We start from the raw sequence: 16010 nt of genomic DNA, 5'->3' as shown, positions 1-16010 counted from the left end.
TCCTCGTGTCGGCGGTTCGATTCCGTCCCGAGCCACCATTTATCACAACTTAATACGCCGGTGTAGCTCAACTGGTAGAGCAACTGACTTGTAATCAGTAGGTTGGGGGTTCAAGTCCTCTCGCCGGCACCATGTAATCCTGGAGGATTAGCGAAGCGGCCAAACGCATCAGACTGTAAATCTGCTCCCGTACGGGTTCGGTGGTTCGAATCCATCATCCTCCACCAGTTTTTAGGGGCATAGTTTAAAGGTAGAACAACGGTCTCCAAAACCGTTGGTGTGGGTTCAATTCCTGCTGCCCCTGCCAATTAACTTTAAGAACATATTGTATTATGGCGATCGTGGCGAAGTGGTTAACGCACCGGTTTGTGGATCCGGCATTCGGGGGTTCAATTCCCCTCGATCGCCCCATGTTTTCTTAATGGGGATTAGCCAAGCGGTAAGGCAACGGACTTTGACTCCGTCATGCATAGGTTCAAATCCTATATCCCCAGCCATTATGCGGACGTGGCTCAGCGGTAGAGCATCGCCTTGCCAAGGCGAGGGTCGCGGGTTCGATTCCCGTCTTCCGCTCCAATATTTGCGCCCTTAGCTCAGCTGGATAGAGCGTTTGACTACGAATCAAAAGGCCGGGAGTTCGAATCTCTCAGGGCGCGCCATTATAATTTTATACGCCGGCGTGGCGGAATGGCAGACGCGCTCGACTCAAAATCGAGTGGGAAACCGTGGAGGTTCGAGTCCTCTCGCCGGTATTCAAGCAAGTAAGGAAAAGCTCATTAGATGAAAAATCTAATGAGTTTTTTTTATTTGGTGGAATTGAAGATGAACGTGCGACAGTTAAGCAAAGAGGGGCTCCTGAATGAATCTCGTAGGTAACCACAACACCATTACTGCAGGGGGAATCCAGCATGATGTGCTTGGACAATACGTGATATTCTGGTATCTCTAGATTGAAAGTACTGCTTTACCTGTAAATTGGCGACCTTTCAATTGCTGTGCTACTGCGTCAATTTCCTTTCTAATTTCTGCACTTGGATAGTTTGTAGAAGGAGATTGAATTATTGTTGTTTATGTATTGACGCATAACTTCAATGAGTATATTGTAGACATATAAAGTCTCTGATATTATTCTGAATAATTATGGATATTATAGCTCTTTTAAATTCATATAAAAGATGCTTATCAAAACAAGATAATATCCTTTTTGCGAGCGGATTTATATTTTATAAAAGAAATGGAGGGAAGCAACGTGTCTGAGGAAAAACATATATCCAAGCATTCTGAAATATTATTCGATCTAACTATGTGGGAAGAAGCGTGGAAGAATCAGTCCACAGCTTCAACATACAATATGAAGAGCACAGCGTTTGACGCGAAATCAGCGTTTGAACGATGGGCTAGAGAATATCACCGACAGTCGTTTACTGAAGAAGGAAAGCAGCGATCCGAACGCATCATAGGCTGGATTGAAAATCAGGGAGTGACTTATGAAGGGTTATCGATATTAGACATTGGAGCAGCATCGGGCATATTTACGATTCCTTTTGCAACCAAAGGAGCGACCGTTACAGCTGTAGAGCCCTCTGAACTGTTAGTTTCATTAATGAAGGAGACAATTCCTGCATCCCTTACATCCAGTATTGATATCGTTTCAGAGCGGTTCGAGGACATATCGATTCAGGACAAGGGTTGGGAGAAGAAATATGATTTTGCATTTGCATCCATGTGCCCGGCAATGTCGAATTGGGAAACGATTGAACAGGCGATCAGCACTGCCCGAAAGTATGTTTATATCAGCACGATGGCTGGACCGAGAGAACACACACTAATAAATGAGCTTAAAGAGGTACTAGGTGTCTATCCATCATACAACGCTGGAGATATGGGATATATACAACAGCTGCTGTACCTGAAAGATTATTCTTACACCACCTTGATCACTAAAGAAACAAGTTATATGGAGATGCCTGTTGAGGAAGTCGTTGATAAGCTTCAGGAGTGGCTTAGTACGCACGAACTGCCAACGGATGAAGGTTCACTTGCCCTGGCTGAGCAATATATTAGAGACACTTACAAGGATGGTATGGTTACATTCTCACGTGGAGGGAAGTTCGGTAAAATTCTGATTCAATTGGAGCAACCGAATATGAAAGTGGTACGGCCCAAGTAACAGTAGACCCATTTCAGCAATAATCAATTTAGATGAAATTTTAAGGGAGCAAAGGGAGCAGTTATACTGCTCCCTTTTGATGTTCATATATAAAACAACTTATTCTTCGACTAAATAACAAACGTTCTTCTATAGATAGAAATAGTTATAACCGTCATACTTCATCACCAAAAGAGCCAATTATTACTTTATGGATAGATCAGGCTTCTGCTTTCGTTCCCTATACTGTCCAGGAGTGATCCCTTCCCATTTTCGAAAAGAACGGATAAAGTTCTGCGGGTTGTTATAACGAAGCCGTGCAGCAATATCCTTGACCGCTAGCTCGCTTTCGTCAAGCCACTTTTTAGCTATACTGAAGCGGTACTTCGTCAGATACTCACTGAAAGCACAGCCTGTCTCTTTGCGGAACACACTACTTAGGTAGTTGGCATTGTAGTGAAGTCTGGATGCGCATTCCTCCAACGTCAGATCCTTATCGTATTCTTGATGGATGATGGCAATCATTTTCTCGGATATGTGCTGATATTGGGCGTACTGTCTTTCTTTCAAAATGAGAATGATCGGTATGATGATATAATTATTAAACCATTGCTCAACCTCAGCTGCGTACTGTAGAGCATGAAGTTCATTGAAGATAGACCCATGGCCTTTGGAGATCTGTCCCAATCGTATACCGGATTCCTGCATCATCTGCAAAATATGTGTTAACAATCGGGTAAGTGCTACCTGATATTCTTCCGGTGTACATTCCATGCCGAACAGCACTTCAAGCAACTGATGGAGGTGAGAGGAGGCCTGGGCTTCATCGGCATTTTGGATAGCCTGAATCAGCGTATACTCCAGTGATTCTGGATATGGCAGTGCCCAATGGGAGGTACGATTATCGATCGCCTCAAATTGAAAGATGATGCCTGCTCCCAGTTTCATTCGATGCTTGAGCGCTTCAAGGGCCTCCGTATAAGCTTGCGGTATCTGAAATAGGGAGGCGTGGGGCTGACTAAAGCCAATGCTTACCTGGAGACTAAGGATCCCACTGATTTGATGTTGTAGCTGTTCAGTTAACGTATACAGATGCTGTGAAAAGCGAACACGATCTTGCTCAGGGGTACCGATAATTGTAATGACGGCTTGTTCATATACGACAGGAAGTAACTGTTGTTCTGCATAAACACTCTCCTCCAGTATATTCTGAACGGCAAACAGCAACAGATCACGATCCTTGGCATGATATTTGGTGTGATTCATAAGATCAGCCTGGACTGCAATGACGGCTATTTGTTGCCACTCTTGAAGCTGTGTACCATAACCATTCTCTCTGAGTGTGTCATGAAGAGTGGATGGAGCATTTTTTCCCAGAAGCAGGTTGATTAGAAAATGAGTGCGGATCTGCAACTTATACTGATTCAATTTGCTTTCAAGTTGGGATCGAGAAGCAGACAGCTGTGAAACGCCAGCTCTGATTTGCTCAAATTCATCCATATGAAGGGTAGAATTGGTCTCCAAGTTACCTTTGGATAAGCGTTTATCACCAAGTTGTACGAGAAGCTTGCGTATGGGTATAACCATTCTTCTCGAGCCTGCCCATGAGAGCAACAGTGAAAGCAGTAGCATAGCGACACTGATATACATGGTGTGCAACCCAATTTGAACATACTCGTGAGTAAGAATATTCGTAGGCGAAATGAGAATATATGTCCACCCTTTTAGAGAAGAATGCGTATAGGACAGCGAGTAACGTGTATCTGCAATACGTACCTCCCGTTGGCCTGAAGAGGCAGCAAATCCACGGATAGATAACAGCTCGCTAAGATTGGTACCGGATTCGCTATCTTTTATTCCTGCTGCAGCCAATGGCTGACCAATATATTTGGGATCGGGGTGGACCATGATGCGTTGTTCACGATTCAAAATGATTAGTCCGGCCTTAGAGCTGTCTGGTGAATCCTCTTCCAGTGGTTTTTGCAGTGAACATGCGGGAATTCCCGCAATCAGGGCAGCGTCAGAAGAAACATTTACATCGGGTATCGATCTGGCGAGTGCAATATGGTAAATGCAGCCTGAATTCATCGGGCGTTCATTATTGTTAAACACGGATGATGGTGTAAGCTGCCAACCGGATGTGAGTGTGTTCGATAATAAGTCTTTCATGGGCAGAGCCATTGGGAAATCAGTATTCAGGTACAGGCCAGCATGATCGATAAGCCAATCCTGGGTCTGATTTACGAGTGTAATATCCATTAGAGGCTCCCATGATCTCATATTCTTGAATTCGGTCTGTAACTTCTCAGCAAACAAAGGCCCGGTGCCCTGAACCGAGGATGATGAAGTTAGAGAATGGAGCGTGTCCGGTGACCGAACGGCCTGATCGAGCATGTAGCTTACGGTTGCAAGTTTGTGCTCTACGTTGGTTTGCATTTGGATTAACAGTTGTTTATTGGCTTGAGCACGATGCAGCTCTGATTGTTTTGAAGAATAGATAAAAGCGGCGATTCCCGTCAACAGAATGGGCAGGGTACTTAACAAGATTCCGAAGACTATCATTTTATGTAGATAGCTGAATGATCGCACAGGTCCACTCCTGACTTTTGGATTAGTAACACTTTCTATTTTAGTAAACGCTTACATATAGAACAATCTAAATTTTGTTTATTTGGATAAAAAAGTAATAAAAATTCAAGTGGAAATGAAGATCATGAAATCGTTCAAGTTATAATTGAGGTCGTTTTATCTTTAATGGAAGGCATAATGGGAAACGTCAGTCGAGGGAGAACGTAGATAAGAGGTATGGACGTCGTATTCATACGGGGTGAAACGGCTTTGAAGAAGGTTAATAAGGGATATCTGAGGCCTTTATTCGGTATAGTGGCCAATGGTCTGATCCTGGGACAGTCAAAGGTCCAACCCGATCCCCGACCTGAGTCTAGGATGAAAAACCGTCCACGGTCTGTTTTGAAAAGTCGCAGTTTCCCCTAGAATAAGGACATAAGGTTAAACAAGAAACAAATGAACAAACACACAAACCAAAATTAACGAACCGAAAGGGTGGTGAACAATAATTATGAGATGGAATAAAGGAAATGGCTGGGCGGTTGTACTGATTGCATTGGGTGCACTCCTCCTCTTCGGGAAGTTAACTCCTCTACTGGGACATTTAATGGGTTATCTAATTCCGATCCTGATGATTGCACTTGGCTACTACGGAGTTAAACGAGGAAATGTACTGCTTGGATGGATTGTTCTCTTCATCGGTATCCTCTCATTGCTGGGTAAACTAGCCTGGCTGATCGGACCGATCATCGCGATTGGGTTAATCATCTTCGGATTCTCCATGTTGAGTAATAATCGCAGTCGTCGTGGCCGTTACTAAGCTTTCACGATTATGATAAGGAGGACAGACAAAATGAGTGTATTTCGTCGAATGCGGGACATTACCGTAGCTAATTTAAACGAACATCTGGAGCAAAGTCAGGATCCAGTCAAACTGATTGATCAGTTTCTGGTCTCGACCCGCCAAGACATCGGTGAAGCCGAGAAGCTTCGTCATCAATATGCAAGCCATACCAGACAAATGAAACAACAAGCGGATCAGGCAGCAGGTATGGTACACAAACGGGAAGAACAAGCTTCCATGGCTCTGAAAGCAGGCGAGGAGCATTTAGCTAAACTTGCTTTACAGGAGAAAATCCTCCACGAGGAAAAAATGGAGCAATACAATGAATTATACGCACAAAGCAACGCGGCTTTACAGGAACTGGACGAACAGATCGACCAACTGAAAGTGGAGTATCAAAATGTATATAGCAAACGCCAATATTACTACGCTCGTATGCAGACGATTCAATTGCAGCAACGAATGAATCAGAGAGGTCACTACAACGGTCAGAATGTACCCCGTATGTTCAACCGGCTGGACGATCAAGTTTCTGATCTCGAATATGAGGCACAAAGTCTCCGGGATTTGCGGCGGATGAGTCAGGATGGGTCAGGTACGTCTGGCACCATGTCATCCTCTACGCTGGACAAAGAACTGGAACGGCTGAAACAAAAGCTGAACAATGACAGAAAGGAGTAGACACATGAATAAACTTTACCGCTCATCGCGTAATCGTATGCTGACAGGTTTGATTGGCGGCATATCTGAAAATCTTGGATTTAGTTCCACGCTGCTGCGTATCATTTTCTTCATCAGTATTTTCGCTACGGGGTGTACATCATTGTTGATCTACTTCATCGCTGCATTGGTAGTGCCAAAAGAACCCTATCACGCTGATCCATACACTTATGGTGCTGATCACGTAAGAGGATACAAGTAAACGAAAGGAGTAAGCACATGAGCAAATTATATCGCTCAACACGTGACCGGATGCTGACAGGATTATGTGGTGGGATATCCGAGTCGATCGGCATGGATTCAACCTTGCTGCGTATCATCTTCGTCATCAGTATCTTCGTAACTGGCGGCACGTCGTTGTTAATCTACTTCATCGCAGCACTGGTGGTGCCAAAAGAGCCATATCCACCTTATGATCCATACGGCTATGGTCCGGGTCCTGGTCCTGGCGCTGGTAGAGGATACAACAACTTTGATCACGAGCCGCCAAGAGGTCCTTTCCAAAACAACCATAATCAAGGCCCTGGAAACTTTGGTCCTGGCCCAGGATACAACAGCAGACCTCAGTCTGGTCCACGTTCTTACGACAATAACGCCTACGGAGCAGGGTCACAGCAAGAAAGTGAACTTGATTCCATGATGAAAGATATTGAGAAAAAAGCATTGAAAAAAGAAGTTGAAGAGCTTCGCCAAAAATTATCTCGTTACGAGAAGGGAGAAAAGTAAAATGGGAGTATTTAAACGGATTAAGGATATGACTAAAGCGTCGGTAAATGATATGTTGGATAAAGTGGAAGACCCGATTGTAATGTTGAACCAGTACTTGCGTGACATGGAGGCTGAAATTCATGAGGCAGAGGTAACAGTCGCCAAACAAATGGCGAACGAGCGTCGCATGAAGCAGCGTCTGGACGAAGCAGAACGTACATCGGTACAACGTGAGTCTCAGGCAGAGGCTGCACTGGCTAATGGTCAGGAAGAAGTGGCTCGTAAATTGCTGGAAGAGAAAATCTACTTCGATCAAAAAATTACGGAATACAGAGAACTTCATGCTCAATCCGAAGCTCAAGCCAAAGATTTGCTGCAACAGCTGCATGACATGAAAGATGAGTTCTACAAAATGCGTAACAAACGTAATGAACTCGTATCCCGTGCACAGATGGCGAAAGCCAAAAAACAAATGTCTCAAATCAACAGCTTGCACTCGATCGAGAGTGGTGGTGCATCCCTTGGATTCCACCGCATGGAAGAGAAAATCATGCAAATGGAAGCTGAAGCTGATGTGAGCCGTGCACCTTATCGTAATACACAATCTACGTACACTAACCCTGTAGATACCGAGAAGCAATTCAAAGTGGATCAACAGCTGCAAGCTCTGAAAAACAAAATTGGCAATGGTTCCAAAAATGAAACGGGCGGTACTTCAAAAGAATAACTGTTCGCTCAGCAGACAATATGATATTCTATAAATCGTGAATAAAGAACGGTTTCTAGAACAAAGGTTAAGCCATACAGGTGTTTAAAGCCTGCTATGGCTTTTCCGTCGAATTGGGAAGATTAACTTACAGAGGAGGTGCGGCAGAGATGAATAAGAAGGGTCAATGGCTTGCTGTTGTAATCATTGTGATCGGCATGCTGATGTTACTGAACCGAAATATTAACCTACTGACCGTCGCCGCACTGATTCTGTTAACGATAGGTATGGTACAAGTTCGTAAGGGGGACACACACAAAGGTTATCGATACCTCGGTATCGGTGCCGCACTGTTGTTGCTTGATAATCTAATGATTGTATTTTTGATTGTACTGGCTTCGCTGGCCTATTTTTATTCCAAAAACAAAAAGATTCATCTAGATGGGAATATCATGCGCAAGCAAAACTTCATGGCCCGGTACTATTGGGATCAAGCACCATGGACATTGCGGAGTATGAGCCTATGGCATGCCATGGGTGAGATTAATGCAGATCTGTCACTTTCCCTCCCGGAAGAGAAACAAACGATTGTACTTTTGCAGGGAGTTATGGGGAATGTTCGTCTGATACTGCCTGAAGATTATGGTGTTGAAATTGAGGCATCGGTACTCTTTGGACGGATTAGCCTGAATGGAGAGCAGGATAGTGGCATGATGAACAAATTGGTATGGAGAACTCCTGGATATGAGTCCAGTGAACATAAAGCAAAATTTGTCATTTCTTATATTGTTGGCGACCTAAACATCAGTAATCCGTAATAAGTTAAATAGGTGAAGAAGGAGGAGACCCGGATGAAGACAAAACGACATACCGACATGGTAACCCGAAGTATGGGTGAAGGGATCCTCCTTGTTTTCATTGTGCTCATTGTAATCTTGTATGTATTGTATACATATGGTTATCTTGCTCCGTTTGCTGGATGGAGACATCTGATTCAATCGGGTCTAGCGTTACTGCTGCTCTTGGTCGGTATGGGTGCGGCCTTCGGCTTCTATCAGAGTTACCGGGTCAAACGAAGGCTTGAACTATTGCGAGAGACGCTGCTGCAATGGGAAAAGGGGTCACTTTCACGTACTGTGCCGGACCTCGGCATTGATGATGTCGGGCGATTAAGTGAGCAGCTTGGACGTATCGGAAAAAAGTGGGAAGATCAGGTATCTTCGCTCCAGCGATTGTCTACTCATAATGCACAGCTTGCTGAACAAGCCAGAATAACGGCCATTGTGGAGGAACGGCAGCGGTTGGCACGAGAATTGCATGATGCCGTGTCGCAACAGTTGTTCGCCATTTCCATGACCGCAACAGCGGTTGGACGAAGAATGGAAAAGGATTTTGCACGTGCCCAGCGGCAGGTGGCCCTGATTGAAGAGATGGCGTCGGTAGCTCAATCTGAGATGCGGGCGTTGCTATTACATTTGCGACCTGTCTACCTGGAGGGTAAACATCTCGAACAAGGTTTGCGTGATCTTGTGATGGAGTTAAAAACAAAAGTACCTATGGACATTGTGCTCGAAATGGATGAAGACATTCATTTGATCAAAGGCATTGAGAATCATCTGTTCCGTATTATTCAGGAAGCGATGTCCAATACATTACGTCATGCGAAGGCAGAAAAGATGGAAATTCGACTTCAGCGCCGGATAGATGCCATTCGGGTACTGATTCGTGATGATGGTCAGGGATTTGATCTCGACGATCAGAAACAGGCCTCCTATGGTCTGACCAATATGCGTGAGCGTGTGACTGAAATTGGCGGAGCCATTCAATTTGTAACGGCGCCGGGCAAAGGAACACGAATTGAGATTACAATACCTTTGATGAACGATGAAAGCGGGGAAGAACATGTCAATGGAGACGGGAATAGAAACGGAGACGGAAGTGGAAACGTCGATCAAAGTGTTGCTCGTGGATGATCATGAAATGGTACGTATTGGCCTCGCTGCGGTGCTGGATACCGAAGATGGCATTGAAGTGGTGGGGGAAGCAGGTAGCGGTGAGGAAGGTATTCGCTTGGCACAGGAGTATAAGCCTGATGTTGTCCTGATGGATCTCGTCATGGAAGGGATGGACGGAATTGAAGCCACCCGGCAGCTGCTCAAAATGTATCCGGAATGCAAGGTCATTGTGCTGACCAGTTATCTGGATGATGAAAAAATGTATCCGGTTATCGAGGCAGGAGCCTTCAGTTATCTGCTGAAAACATCCAGAGCCAATGAGGTAGCAGATGCAATCCGTGCTGCAGCTCGGGGGCAATCGGTTCTGGAGTCACAAGTGGCGTCCAAAATGATGAATCGTTTCCGACAGCCGCAGGCAGTGGCACCAGCTCATGATGAATTGACTGATCGGGAGATGGATGTACTCCGGTTAGTCGCTAAAGGCAAATCGAACCAGGACATCGCAGATGATCTGATTATTGGGATCAAGACAGTCAAATTCCATGTCACGAACATACTAGCAAAATTGGGCGTGGATGACCGTACACAGGCAGCCATCTATGCTTATAAGAATGGACTTGCGGAATAGAAAAAGAAGCGTGTGAAGGTTGAGGTATGCACTATTGGTTTGTTGAGTGCCCAAGTGAAGTTAAGCAATCGGTGGAGCACGATTCGAAAGTCTGTTCTGCCATAAGATGATATAAGGTCCGATCAGCCATGAAGATGGTGGATAGGGCTTTTTTTGTGTGCCAAAAAGAAGTTTAGCAAATGAGTAATGGGGGCATGCTGTTGATAGATTCATAGAATGTAAGAAAGAGCGGAGGATTCGAATGTTAAATCGATGGATGACAGCAGGCATACTGGCATTAGCAATCATTATACTTGTAGGCATGACTCATGTGTACGCTGAGAAGACGGAATCCGAAGCAGGCAAGCTGGAACAATTAATGAAGACCGCCGATACAGCAATCGATCATGTGGAGCGTTTAGTCATTAAATGGCAAGGGGAAGGCCGTGGAGATGCAAAAGACCAGGCGGAGCTGCTTGCTCATCGGCTAGGATTGCAACAGCCTGAACGCGGTGTTCAGACGGGGCATGATGTTTATCGTAGTGAGATGGTTGCTGATGCTCAGCAAGCAGGCATTCTGGTCAATGTTGTCGTTACGGGGGAAAATAAATACTACGCGATCGTCCAGTTATCAGGCAATGAACATACGGACCAACGTTTATTGATCACATTGCATGAACAAGTATCCCAGTTGCTCACAGACTCCGGAATGAAGGCGGCTTGGAATTTCGCTGTGCAGGGCACAGGAGCAATGGAAAGTGGCGCCAGCAGTCAATTGCAGCAAATCGAGCAACAGCTGTCTGGAGATATGAATATGCAAGCGATAGAACGTTATACGGATAACAGCACTGCCAGCGTGTCATATGAGGCATCGGATTTGCCCATAGTGATTAAAAGCGGTACGCATCTCTTGAACATGCAGCTGGCGGTCCATCAGGATGATGAAAAGGGGACCAATCGAGTTACAGTAGGTTTCCCGGTGATCACGATTGAATATTAATGCAATATTAAAGCAGATTTATAAGTTTGATCATGAATTTTTATAGATGAAATTTCCATGAATTGTGGAAAAATATTGATAACATTTCTCAGGAAAATTAGTGCAACCCATGGGGCTTTATGCTAAAATGGCATCACATCCAAGAAGGAAATTTGCTGGTAATTGACGGTTGTATGTTGCGTATATAACACCATTACATAGCTCGGGGAGAGTGTGGAGATGTCTTCCCGGAAAGAAAGAGGAGCCCATGGTCGAAAAACAAATGCAAGATGAAGTGCAGACACCAGGTGCAGTATTTTTCATTTTTGGAGCAACGGGTGATTTGGCCCGCCGGAAGCTGTTTCCGGCTATCTACAGTCTCTACCGCGAAGGTAAGTTAGCCGAAGATTTTGCGGTTATTGGTGTAGCGCGTCGTCCGAGGTCACCAGAAGAATTCCGGGAAGACATCTATGAATCCATTAAGGAGTTTTGCCGCTATCCAGCGGGGGAACCCGATGAGTGGAACGCTTTTGTCGAACATTTTGAGTATAAATCACTAGATATCAATAACGTGGACGGTTTCAAAGAATTACGTGAGCAGACAGAGAGTTTGGAAGCGAAGTTTAACACACCGGGTAACCGTCTGTTCTATCTGGCGCTGGCACCTGAGCTCTTCGGCAGCGTGTCATATAGTTTGCGTGATGGTGGAATGCTGGAGAGCCGCGGGTGGAATCGACTGGTGATTGAGAAACCATTTGGATATGATCTGCAATCTGCGGAGCATCTGAATGAGCAGATTCGTGAAGTGTTCCGTGAGGAAGAGATTTATCGCATTGACCACTATCTGGGCAAGGAAATGGTACAGAATATCGAAGTTATTCGCTTTGGTAATGCCTTTTTCGAGCCGCTTTGGAACAATAAACATATTGCCAACGTTCAGATTACTCTGGGAGAGACGGTTGGTGTGGAAGAACGTGGTGGATACTACGATCATTCGGGAGCATTGCGCGATATGGGACAGAACCATATGCTGCAGATGTTGACGATGATTGCCATGGAGCCGCCAAGCCGCCTATTCCCAGAGGACATCCGCGATGAGAAGGTTAAGGTACTGCGTTCTCTGCGTGCGTTCACCTCGAATGAAGAAGTGAGTACTAATGTTGTGCGCGGGCAGTATACCGAAGGGGAGTATCGTGGCAAGCAGCTTCCCGGTTATCGCCAGGAGGACAAGGTTGATCCGGAATCCAATACGGAGACTTACTTTGCGGCACGTGTATTTGTGGATAATTTCCGCTGGGCGGGTGTGCCGTTCTATATACGGACAGGCAAGCGCCTTCCGGTGAAAACGACCGAAATCGTGGTTGAATTCAAATCCATGCCGAGTAACGTCTATCTGGGCAAAAAGTATAAACTGGAGCCGAATTTGCTCGTCATTCGGGTAAATCCGATGGAAGGTATTTATATTAAAATCAATGCCAAGAAGCCGGGGTCCGACTCCGAGATTCAGCCGCTGGCGATGGACTTCTGTCAGAGCTGTATGATTGGAATCAACTCGCCGGAGGCGTATGAACGTCTGCTGCATGATGCAGCAGAAGGAGACTCCACCTACTTTACCCGTTGGGATGAAGTTGCTACAGCATGGTCCTTCGTTGACCGGATTGCGGCGGCTTGGGCGGAGAATCATGGTGAGCTGCACACGTATCCGGCAGGTACGTGGGGTCCTGAAGCAACAGGCAAACTGCTGGAACAGGACGGCTTCCACTGGTGGCCGGTGAACGGTCAGGACGAAGACAGTGTCGTCTGGCAAGTGAACAATTAATCGTGGGAGTAACACTCACGATTGGCTGAGGTTTTGATTAGATCAAAGTCATGCTATTGGTGAAAAGACTAACACTGTTATAAAGAAGGCTTGGGAAGAACGCAGAGATGCGCTCTTGTCAGGTCTTTTTTACGATGGAGAAGTGAGGGGTGTAAAACTTTACATATAATAAAATAAGTTATTGACAAAAAGTAAGTATATAACTTATACTCAACTCAAGAGATAAAGAGATTACGCAAAGACATACGAAACCCGATGACGAATCGGAAACGTACATTATTCATGAGATAAAATGTGAACCACGTGAAGGGGTTACGAAATACATTCATGAAGAAAAAAATTTAGCATAATATCTTTAATCTAAGAATACTATTTTGTATATATTGAATGGAGGAAAAGAAAATGTTGGATGTAGGATTGTTGTTGATTCGTTTGGTGATTGGATTGTCGTTTATGGCGCACGGGGCTCAGAAATTGTTTGGATGGTTCGGGGGATATGGAATCAAGGGAACGGGCGGCTGGTTTGAATCGATGGGGATGAAACCCGGCGCATTGGTTGCGTTACTGGCAGGGCTGGCTGAATTCGGCGGCGGATTGCTGCTGGCTCTGGGTTTGCTCACACCGGTAGGCGGCATTCTGATTGCTCTGACTATGGTTATTGCGATTGTGAAGGTTCATGGTGCGAACGGATACTGGTCCACGCAAAACGGATTTGAATATAACCTTGCGATCCTGGTGGTTGGTGTAGCACTAGCTTTGACAGGTGGAGGACAATACGCACTGGACGCATTAATTTTCTAAGAGGGGCAAGCGAAATGAATAATGAGTACCTGGATGCCATAATGATGGCGGAAGGGTGCTCTTTTTTTGCAATCGGAAAAGAGAAGAATCTGCTGTACGTAATCGGTTATTTTCGGTAAAGATTATGGTACAATAGGAAAGTTGGATACTAAATCAGGTCTACGGCATGAATGGAAGCACAATGCTTAGGGAGGATGAACTCCGTTGTAAATGTGTAAAATTAACATAGGATGCTTAATTGCCTCATATGCGAAATGCGAATGTACAATCAACCGGCATAGCCGGATTGCATAAAGATTGAATGGTAGACCGGCCTCGCCGGATTAACGTGAATGAACGGACGAAAGGGATAGAATCTATGAGCAAAGCTGCAGATAACATTCTTCAACAGGAAGTGGACAAACGCCGGACGTTTGCCATTATCTCTCACCCGGATGCGGGTAAAACGACATTGACCGAGAAACTATTGCTGTTCGGGGGCGCGATTCGTCTTGCCGGTACAGTAAAAGCTCGGAAAGCAAGCAAACATGCAACAAGTGACTGGATGGAAATTGAGAAGCAACGGGGGATCTCGGTTACATCTTCCGTCATGCAGTTTGATTATCTGGATCATCGTGTCAATATTCTGGATACACCAGGTCACCAGGACTTCAGTGAAGATACGTATCGTACACTGACAGCTGCGGATAGCGCGGTGATGTTGATTGACGTGGCGAAAGGCGTCGAGGCACAGACGATCAAATTGTTCCAGGTTTGTGCGAAGCGTGGTATTCCCATCTTTACGTTCATCAACAAGCTGGATCGTGAAGGACAAAGCCCGTTTGATCTGATGGAAGAACTCGAAAATGTACTGGGTATCCGCTCTGTACCGATGAACTGGCCAATTGGTACAGGTCGCGAGCTGTGCGGTGTATATGACCGAATGAAAAATCAGGTGGAATTGTTCCAAGGGGACGATCATTCGACCATTAGAGTACAAAAAGTAGATGGCTACAAAGATCCGATTATCCGCGAGATGGCAGGGGAGTATCTGCATGATCAACTGTGTCAGGACCTGGAACTGCTTGATGTAGCGGGAGACCAGTTCGACATGGAGAAAGTACAGCGTGGGGAACTGACACCTATATTCTTCGGTAGTGCCATCAATAATTTCGGCGTGCAGACGTTTTTGGAGAATTTCCTGCAACTCGCACCGAAGCCTGAACCTCGTCGTAGTACAGCAGGAGAGATTCAGCCGACGAATGAGAAATTCAGCGGTTATGTCTTCAAAATCCAGGCGAACATGAACCCTGCACACCGCGATCGTATTGCGTTCCTGCGTATTGTGTCAGGCAAGTTCCAACGTGGGATGAGTGTGAAGCATAACCGTGTGGGCAAAGAGATCAAGTTGTCCCAACCACAGCAGTTCCTGGCACAAGACCGGGATATTGTGGAAGAGGCGTATGCAGGCGATATTATCGGTTTGTTCGACCCAGGTATCTTCCGGATTGGAGATTCACTGAGCCAAGGCAGCGAAGTTATATTTGAGGAATTGCCAACATTCTCACCAGAGATTTTCGCCAAAGTTACCGTGAAGAATGCGTTGAAACATAAACAGTACCAAAAAGGGATTGACCAGTTGACGGAGGAAGGAACCATTCAGGTGTTCCAGACCGTAAGTTTCGACGAGACCATTCTCGGCGTAATTGGTCAACTCCAGTTCGAAGTATTTGAATACCGGATGAAGGGCGAGTATGGGGTAGACGTGCAATTGCAGCGCATGCCTTATCAATTCGCGCGCTGGATCGTGGACGAGAACTTGGACCCAAGTAAATTCCGGATCAACTCCACCCTGGTGAAAGATAAAAAGGGTAATTATGTTGTCCTGTTCGAAAATGAATACGCGATGAGAACCGCAATGGACAAAAACCCGACGGCGAAATTCCTGGAGACAGCTCCATAAGCCGTTTCTTCCTAAACTAGTAAAGACAGCAGAAACAAATGACCTAATCCCTGATCAGAGGGGTTTAGGTCATTTTTGTCGTTCCCAGCGTTTATATCTCATTAAGGTTTCACCCGCATAGGGAAAAAGGGAGAATAACATTCAGTCATCATTCAGTCGGCTCTCAGGTTAAATTCAGTTTGGCAACCGATTAAATTGAAGTGTACGGTACG

The 16010-nt window shown here is 45.4% G+C and carries 14 protein-coding genes and 8 tRNA genes; 21 read left to right on the top strand and 1 reads right to left on the bottom strand.

Going from position 1 to position 16010, the window contains the following annotated elements; translation table 11 throughout:
• Positions 1-56 precede the first annotated feature (56 nt).
• The 9 genes from AC4PM4_RS26755 (at position 57) to AC4PM4_RS26715 (ending at position 2170) form a co-directional block, all read left to right on the top strand.
• Positions 57-132, top strand: a tRNA-Thr gene (locus tag AC4PM4_RS26755).
• Between the two features lie 9 nt (positions 133-141).
• Positions 142-227: transfer RNA gene (locus tag AC4PM4_RS26750), tRNA-Tyr, on the top strand.
• 6 nt (positions 228-233) lie between these two features.
• A tRNA-Trp gene (locus AC4PM4_RS26745) sits at positions 234-307 on the top strand.
• A 28-nt stretch (positions 308-335) separates the two neighbouring features.
• A tRNA-His gene (locus AC4PM4_RS26740) sits at positions 336-411 on the top strand.
• 11 nt (positions 412-422) lie between these two features.
• Positions 423-497, top strand: a tRNA-Gln gene (locus AC4PM4_RS26735).
• 4 nt (positions 498-501) lie between these two features.
• Positions 502-576, top strand: a tRNA-Gly gene (locus AC4PM4_RS26730).
• Positions 577-582: 6 nt separating this feature from the next.
• A tRNA-Arg gene (locus AC4PM4_RS26725) sits at positions 583-659 on the top strand.
• 14 nt (positions 660-673) lie between these two features.
• A tRNA-Leu gene (locus tag AC4PM4_RS26720) sits at positions 674-752 on the top strand.
• Positions 753-1249: 497 nt separating this feature from the next.
• Positions 1250-2170: a class I SAM-dependent methyltransferase gene (locus tag AC4PM4_RS26715; protein WP_491614932.1), complete on the top strand. Its 921-nt coding sequence runs from the start codon at positions 1250-1252 to the stop codon at positions 2168-2170.
• Positions 2171-2353: 183 nt separating this feature from the next.
• Here AC4PM4_RS26715 and AC4PM4_RS26710 read toward each other — a convergent pair whose 3' ends face one another.
• Positions 2354-4711, bottom strand: coding sequence for a helix-turn-helix domain-containing protein (locus AC4PM4_RS26710; protein ID WP_491614931.1), 2358 nt, complete (start codon positions 4709-4711; stop codon positions 2354-2356).
• A gap of 517 nt (positions 4712-5228) precedes the next feature.
• Here AC4PM4_RS26710 and AC4PM4_RS26705 point away from each other — a divergent pair.
• The 12 genes from AC4PM4_RS26705 to AC4PM4_RS26650 all read left to right on the top strand — a co-directional run bounded on the left by AC4PM4_RS26705 (position 5229) and on the right by AC4PM4_RS26650 (position 15798).
• On the top strand, positions 5229-5537 hold the full coding sequence (locus AC4PM4_RS26705; RefSeq protein WP_062324034.1) for a LiaF transmembrane domain-containing protein: 309 nt from the start codon (positions 5229-5231) through the stop codon (positions 5535-5537).
• 33 nt (positions 5538-5570) lie between these two features.
• Positions 5571-6242, top strand: a complete 672-nt coding sequence (locus tag AC4PM4_RS26700) for a PspA/IM30 family protein (RefSeq protein WP_063566170.1) — start codon at positions 5571-5573, stop codon at positions 6240-6242.
• Between the two features lie 4 nt (positions 6243-6246).
• The gene (locus tag AC4PM4_RS26695) at positions 6247-6483 is read left to right on the top strand and encodes a PspC domain-containing protein (RefSeq protein ID WP_491614929.1); all 237 of its coding nucleotides are present in this window, start codon (positions 6247-6249) and stop codon (positions 6481-6483) included.
• Positions 6484-6500: 17 nt separating this feature from the next.
• Positions 6501-7007 (top strand): PspC domain-containing protein, encoded by a 507-nt coding sequence (locus tag AC4PM4_RS26690; protein WP_063566168.1) that lies wholly within the window; start codon positions 6501-6503, stop codon positions 7005-7007.
• 1 nt (position 7008) lies between these two features.
• Positions 7009-7716, top strand: coding sequence for a PspA/IM30 family protein (locus AC4PM4_RS26685; protein WP_491614928.1), 708 nt, complete (start codon positions 7009-7011; stop codon positions 7714-7716).
• 149 nt (positions 7717-7865) lie between these two features.
• Complete coding sequence (gene liaF, locus AC4PM4_RS26680; protein WP_063566167.1) at positions 7866-8513, top strand: cell wall-active antibiotics response protein LiaF; 648 nt, start codon at positions 7866-7868, stop codon at positions 8511-8513.
• A gap of 33 nt (positions 8514-8546) precedes the next feature.
• Positions 8547-9668, top strand: coding sequence for a sensor histidine kinase (locus AC4PM4_RS26675; protein WP_269054132.1), 1122 nt, complete (start codon positions 8547-8549; stop codon positions 9666-9668).
• The gene (locus tag AC4PM4_RS26670; RefSeq protein ID WP_176854774.1) at positions 9604-10278 is read left to right on the top strand and encodes a response regulator transcription factor; all 675 of its coding nucleotides are present in this window, start codon (positions 9604-9606) and stop codon (positions 10276-10278) included. Before AC4PM4_RS26675 ends, AC4PM4_RS26670 begins: the two co-directional genes overlap by 65 nt.
• 241 nt (positions 10279-10519) lie before the next feature.
• Entirely contained in the window at positions 10520-11257 is a 738-nt protein-coding gene (locus AC4PM4_RS26665; protein WP_491614927.1) for a YwmB family TATA-box binding protein, read from the top strand.
• A 247-nt stretch (positions 11258-11504) separates the two neighbouring features.
• Positions 11505-13055: a glucose-6-phosphate dehydrogenase gene (gene zwf / locus AC4PM4_RS26660; RefSeq protein WP_090810576.1), complete on the top strand. Its 1551-nt coding sequence runs from the start codon at positions 11505-11507 to the stop codon at positions 13053-13055.
• 402 nt (positions 13056-13457) lie between these two features.
• Entirely contained in the window at positions 13458-13856 is a 399-nt protein-coding gene (locus AC4PM4_RS26655) for a DoxX family protein (protein ID WP_053783291.1), read from the top strand.
• A gap of 358 nt (positions 13857-14214) precedes the next feature.
• Positions 14215-15798: a peptide chain release factor 3 gene (locus AC4PM4_RS26650; RefSeq protein ID WP_063566161.1), complete on the top strand. Its 1584-nt coding sequence runs from the start codon at positions 14215-14217 to the stop codon at positions 15796-15798.
• The last annotated feature ends 212 nt before the right edge of the window (positions 15799-16010 follow it).

The sequence above is a fragment of the Paenibacillus sp. MDV22-iso6 genome (assembly GCF_058408365.1).
This window is presented reverse-complemented; position numbering and strand designations above follow the sequence as displayed.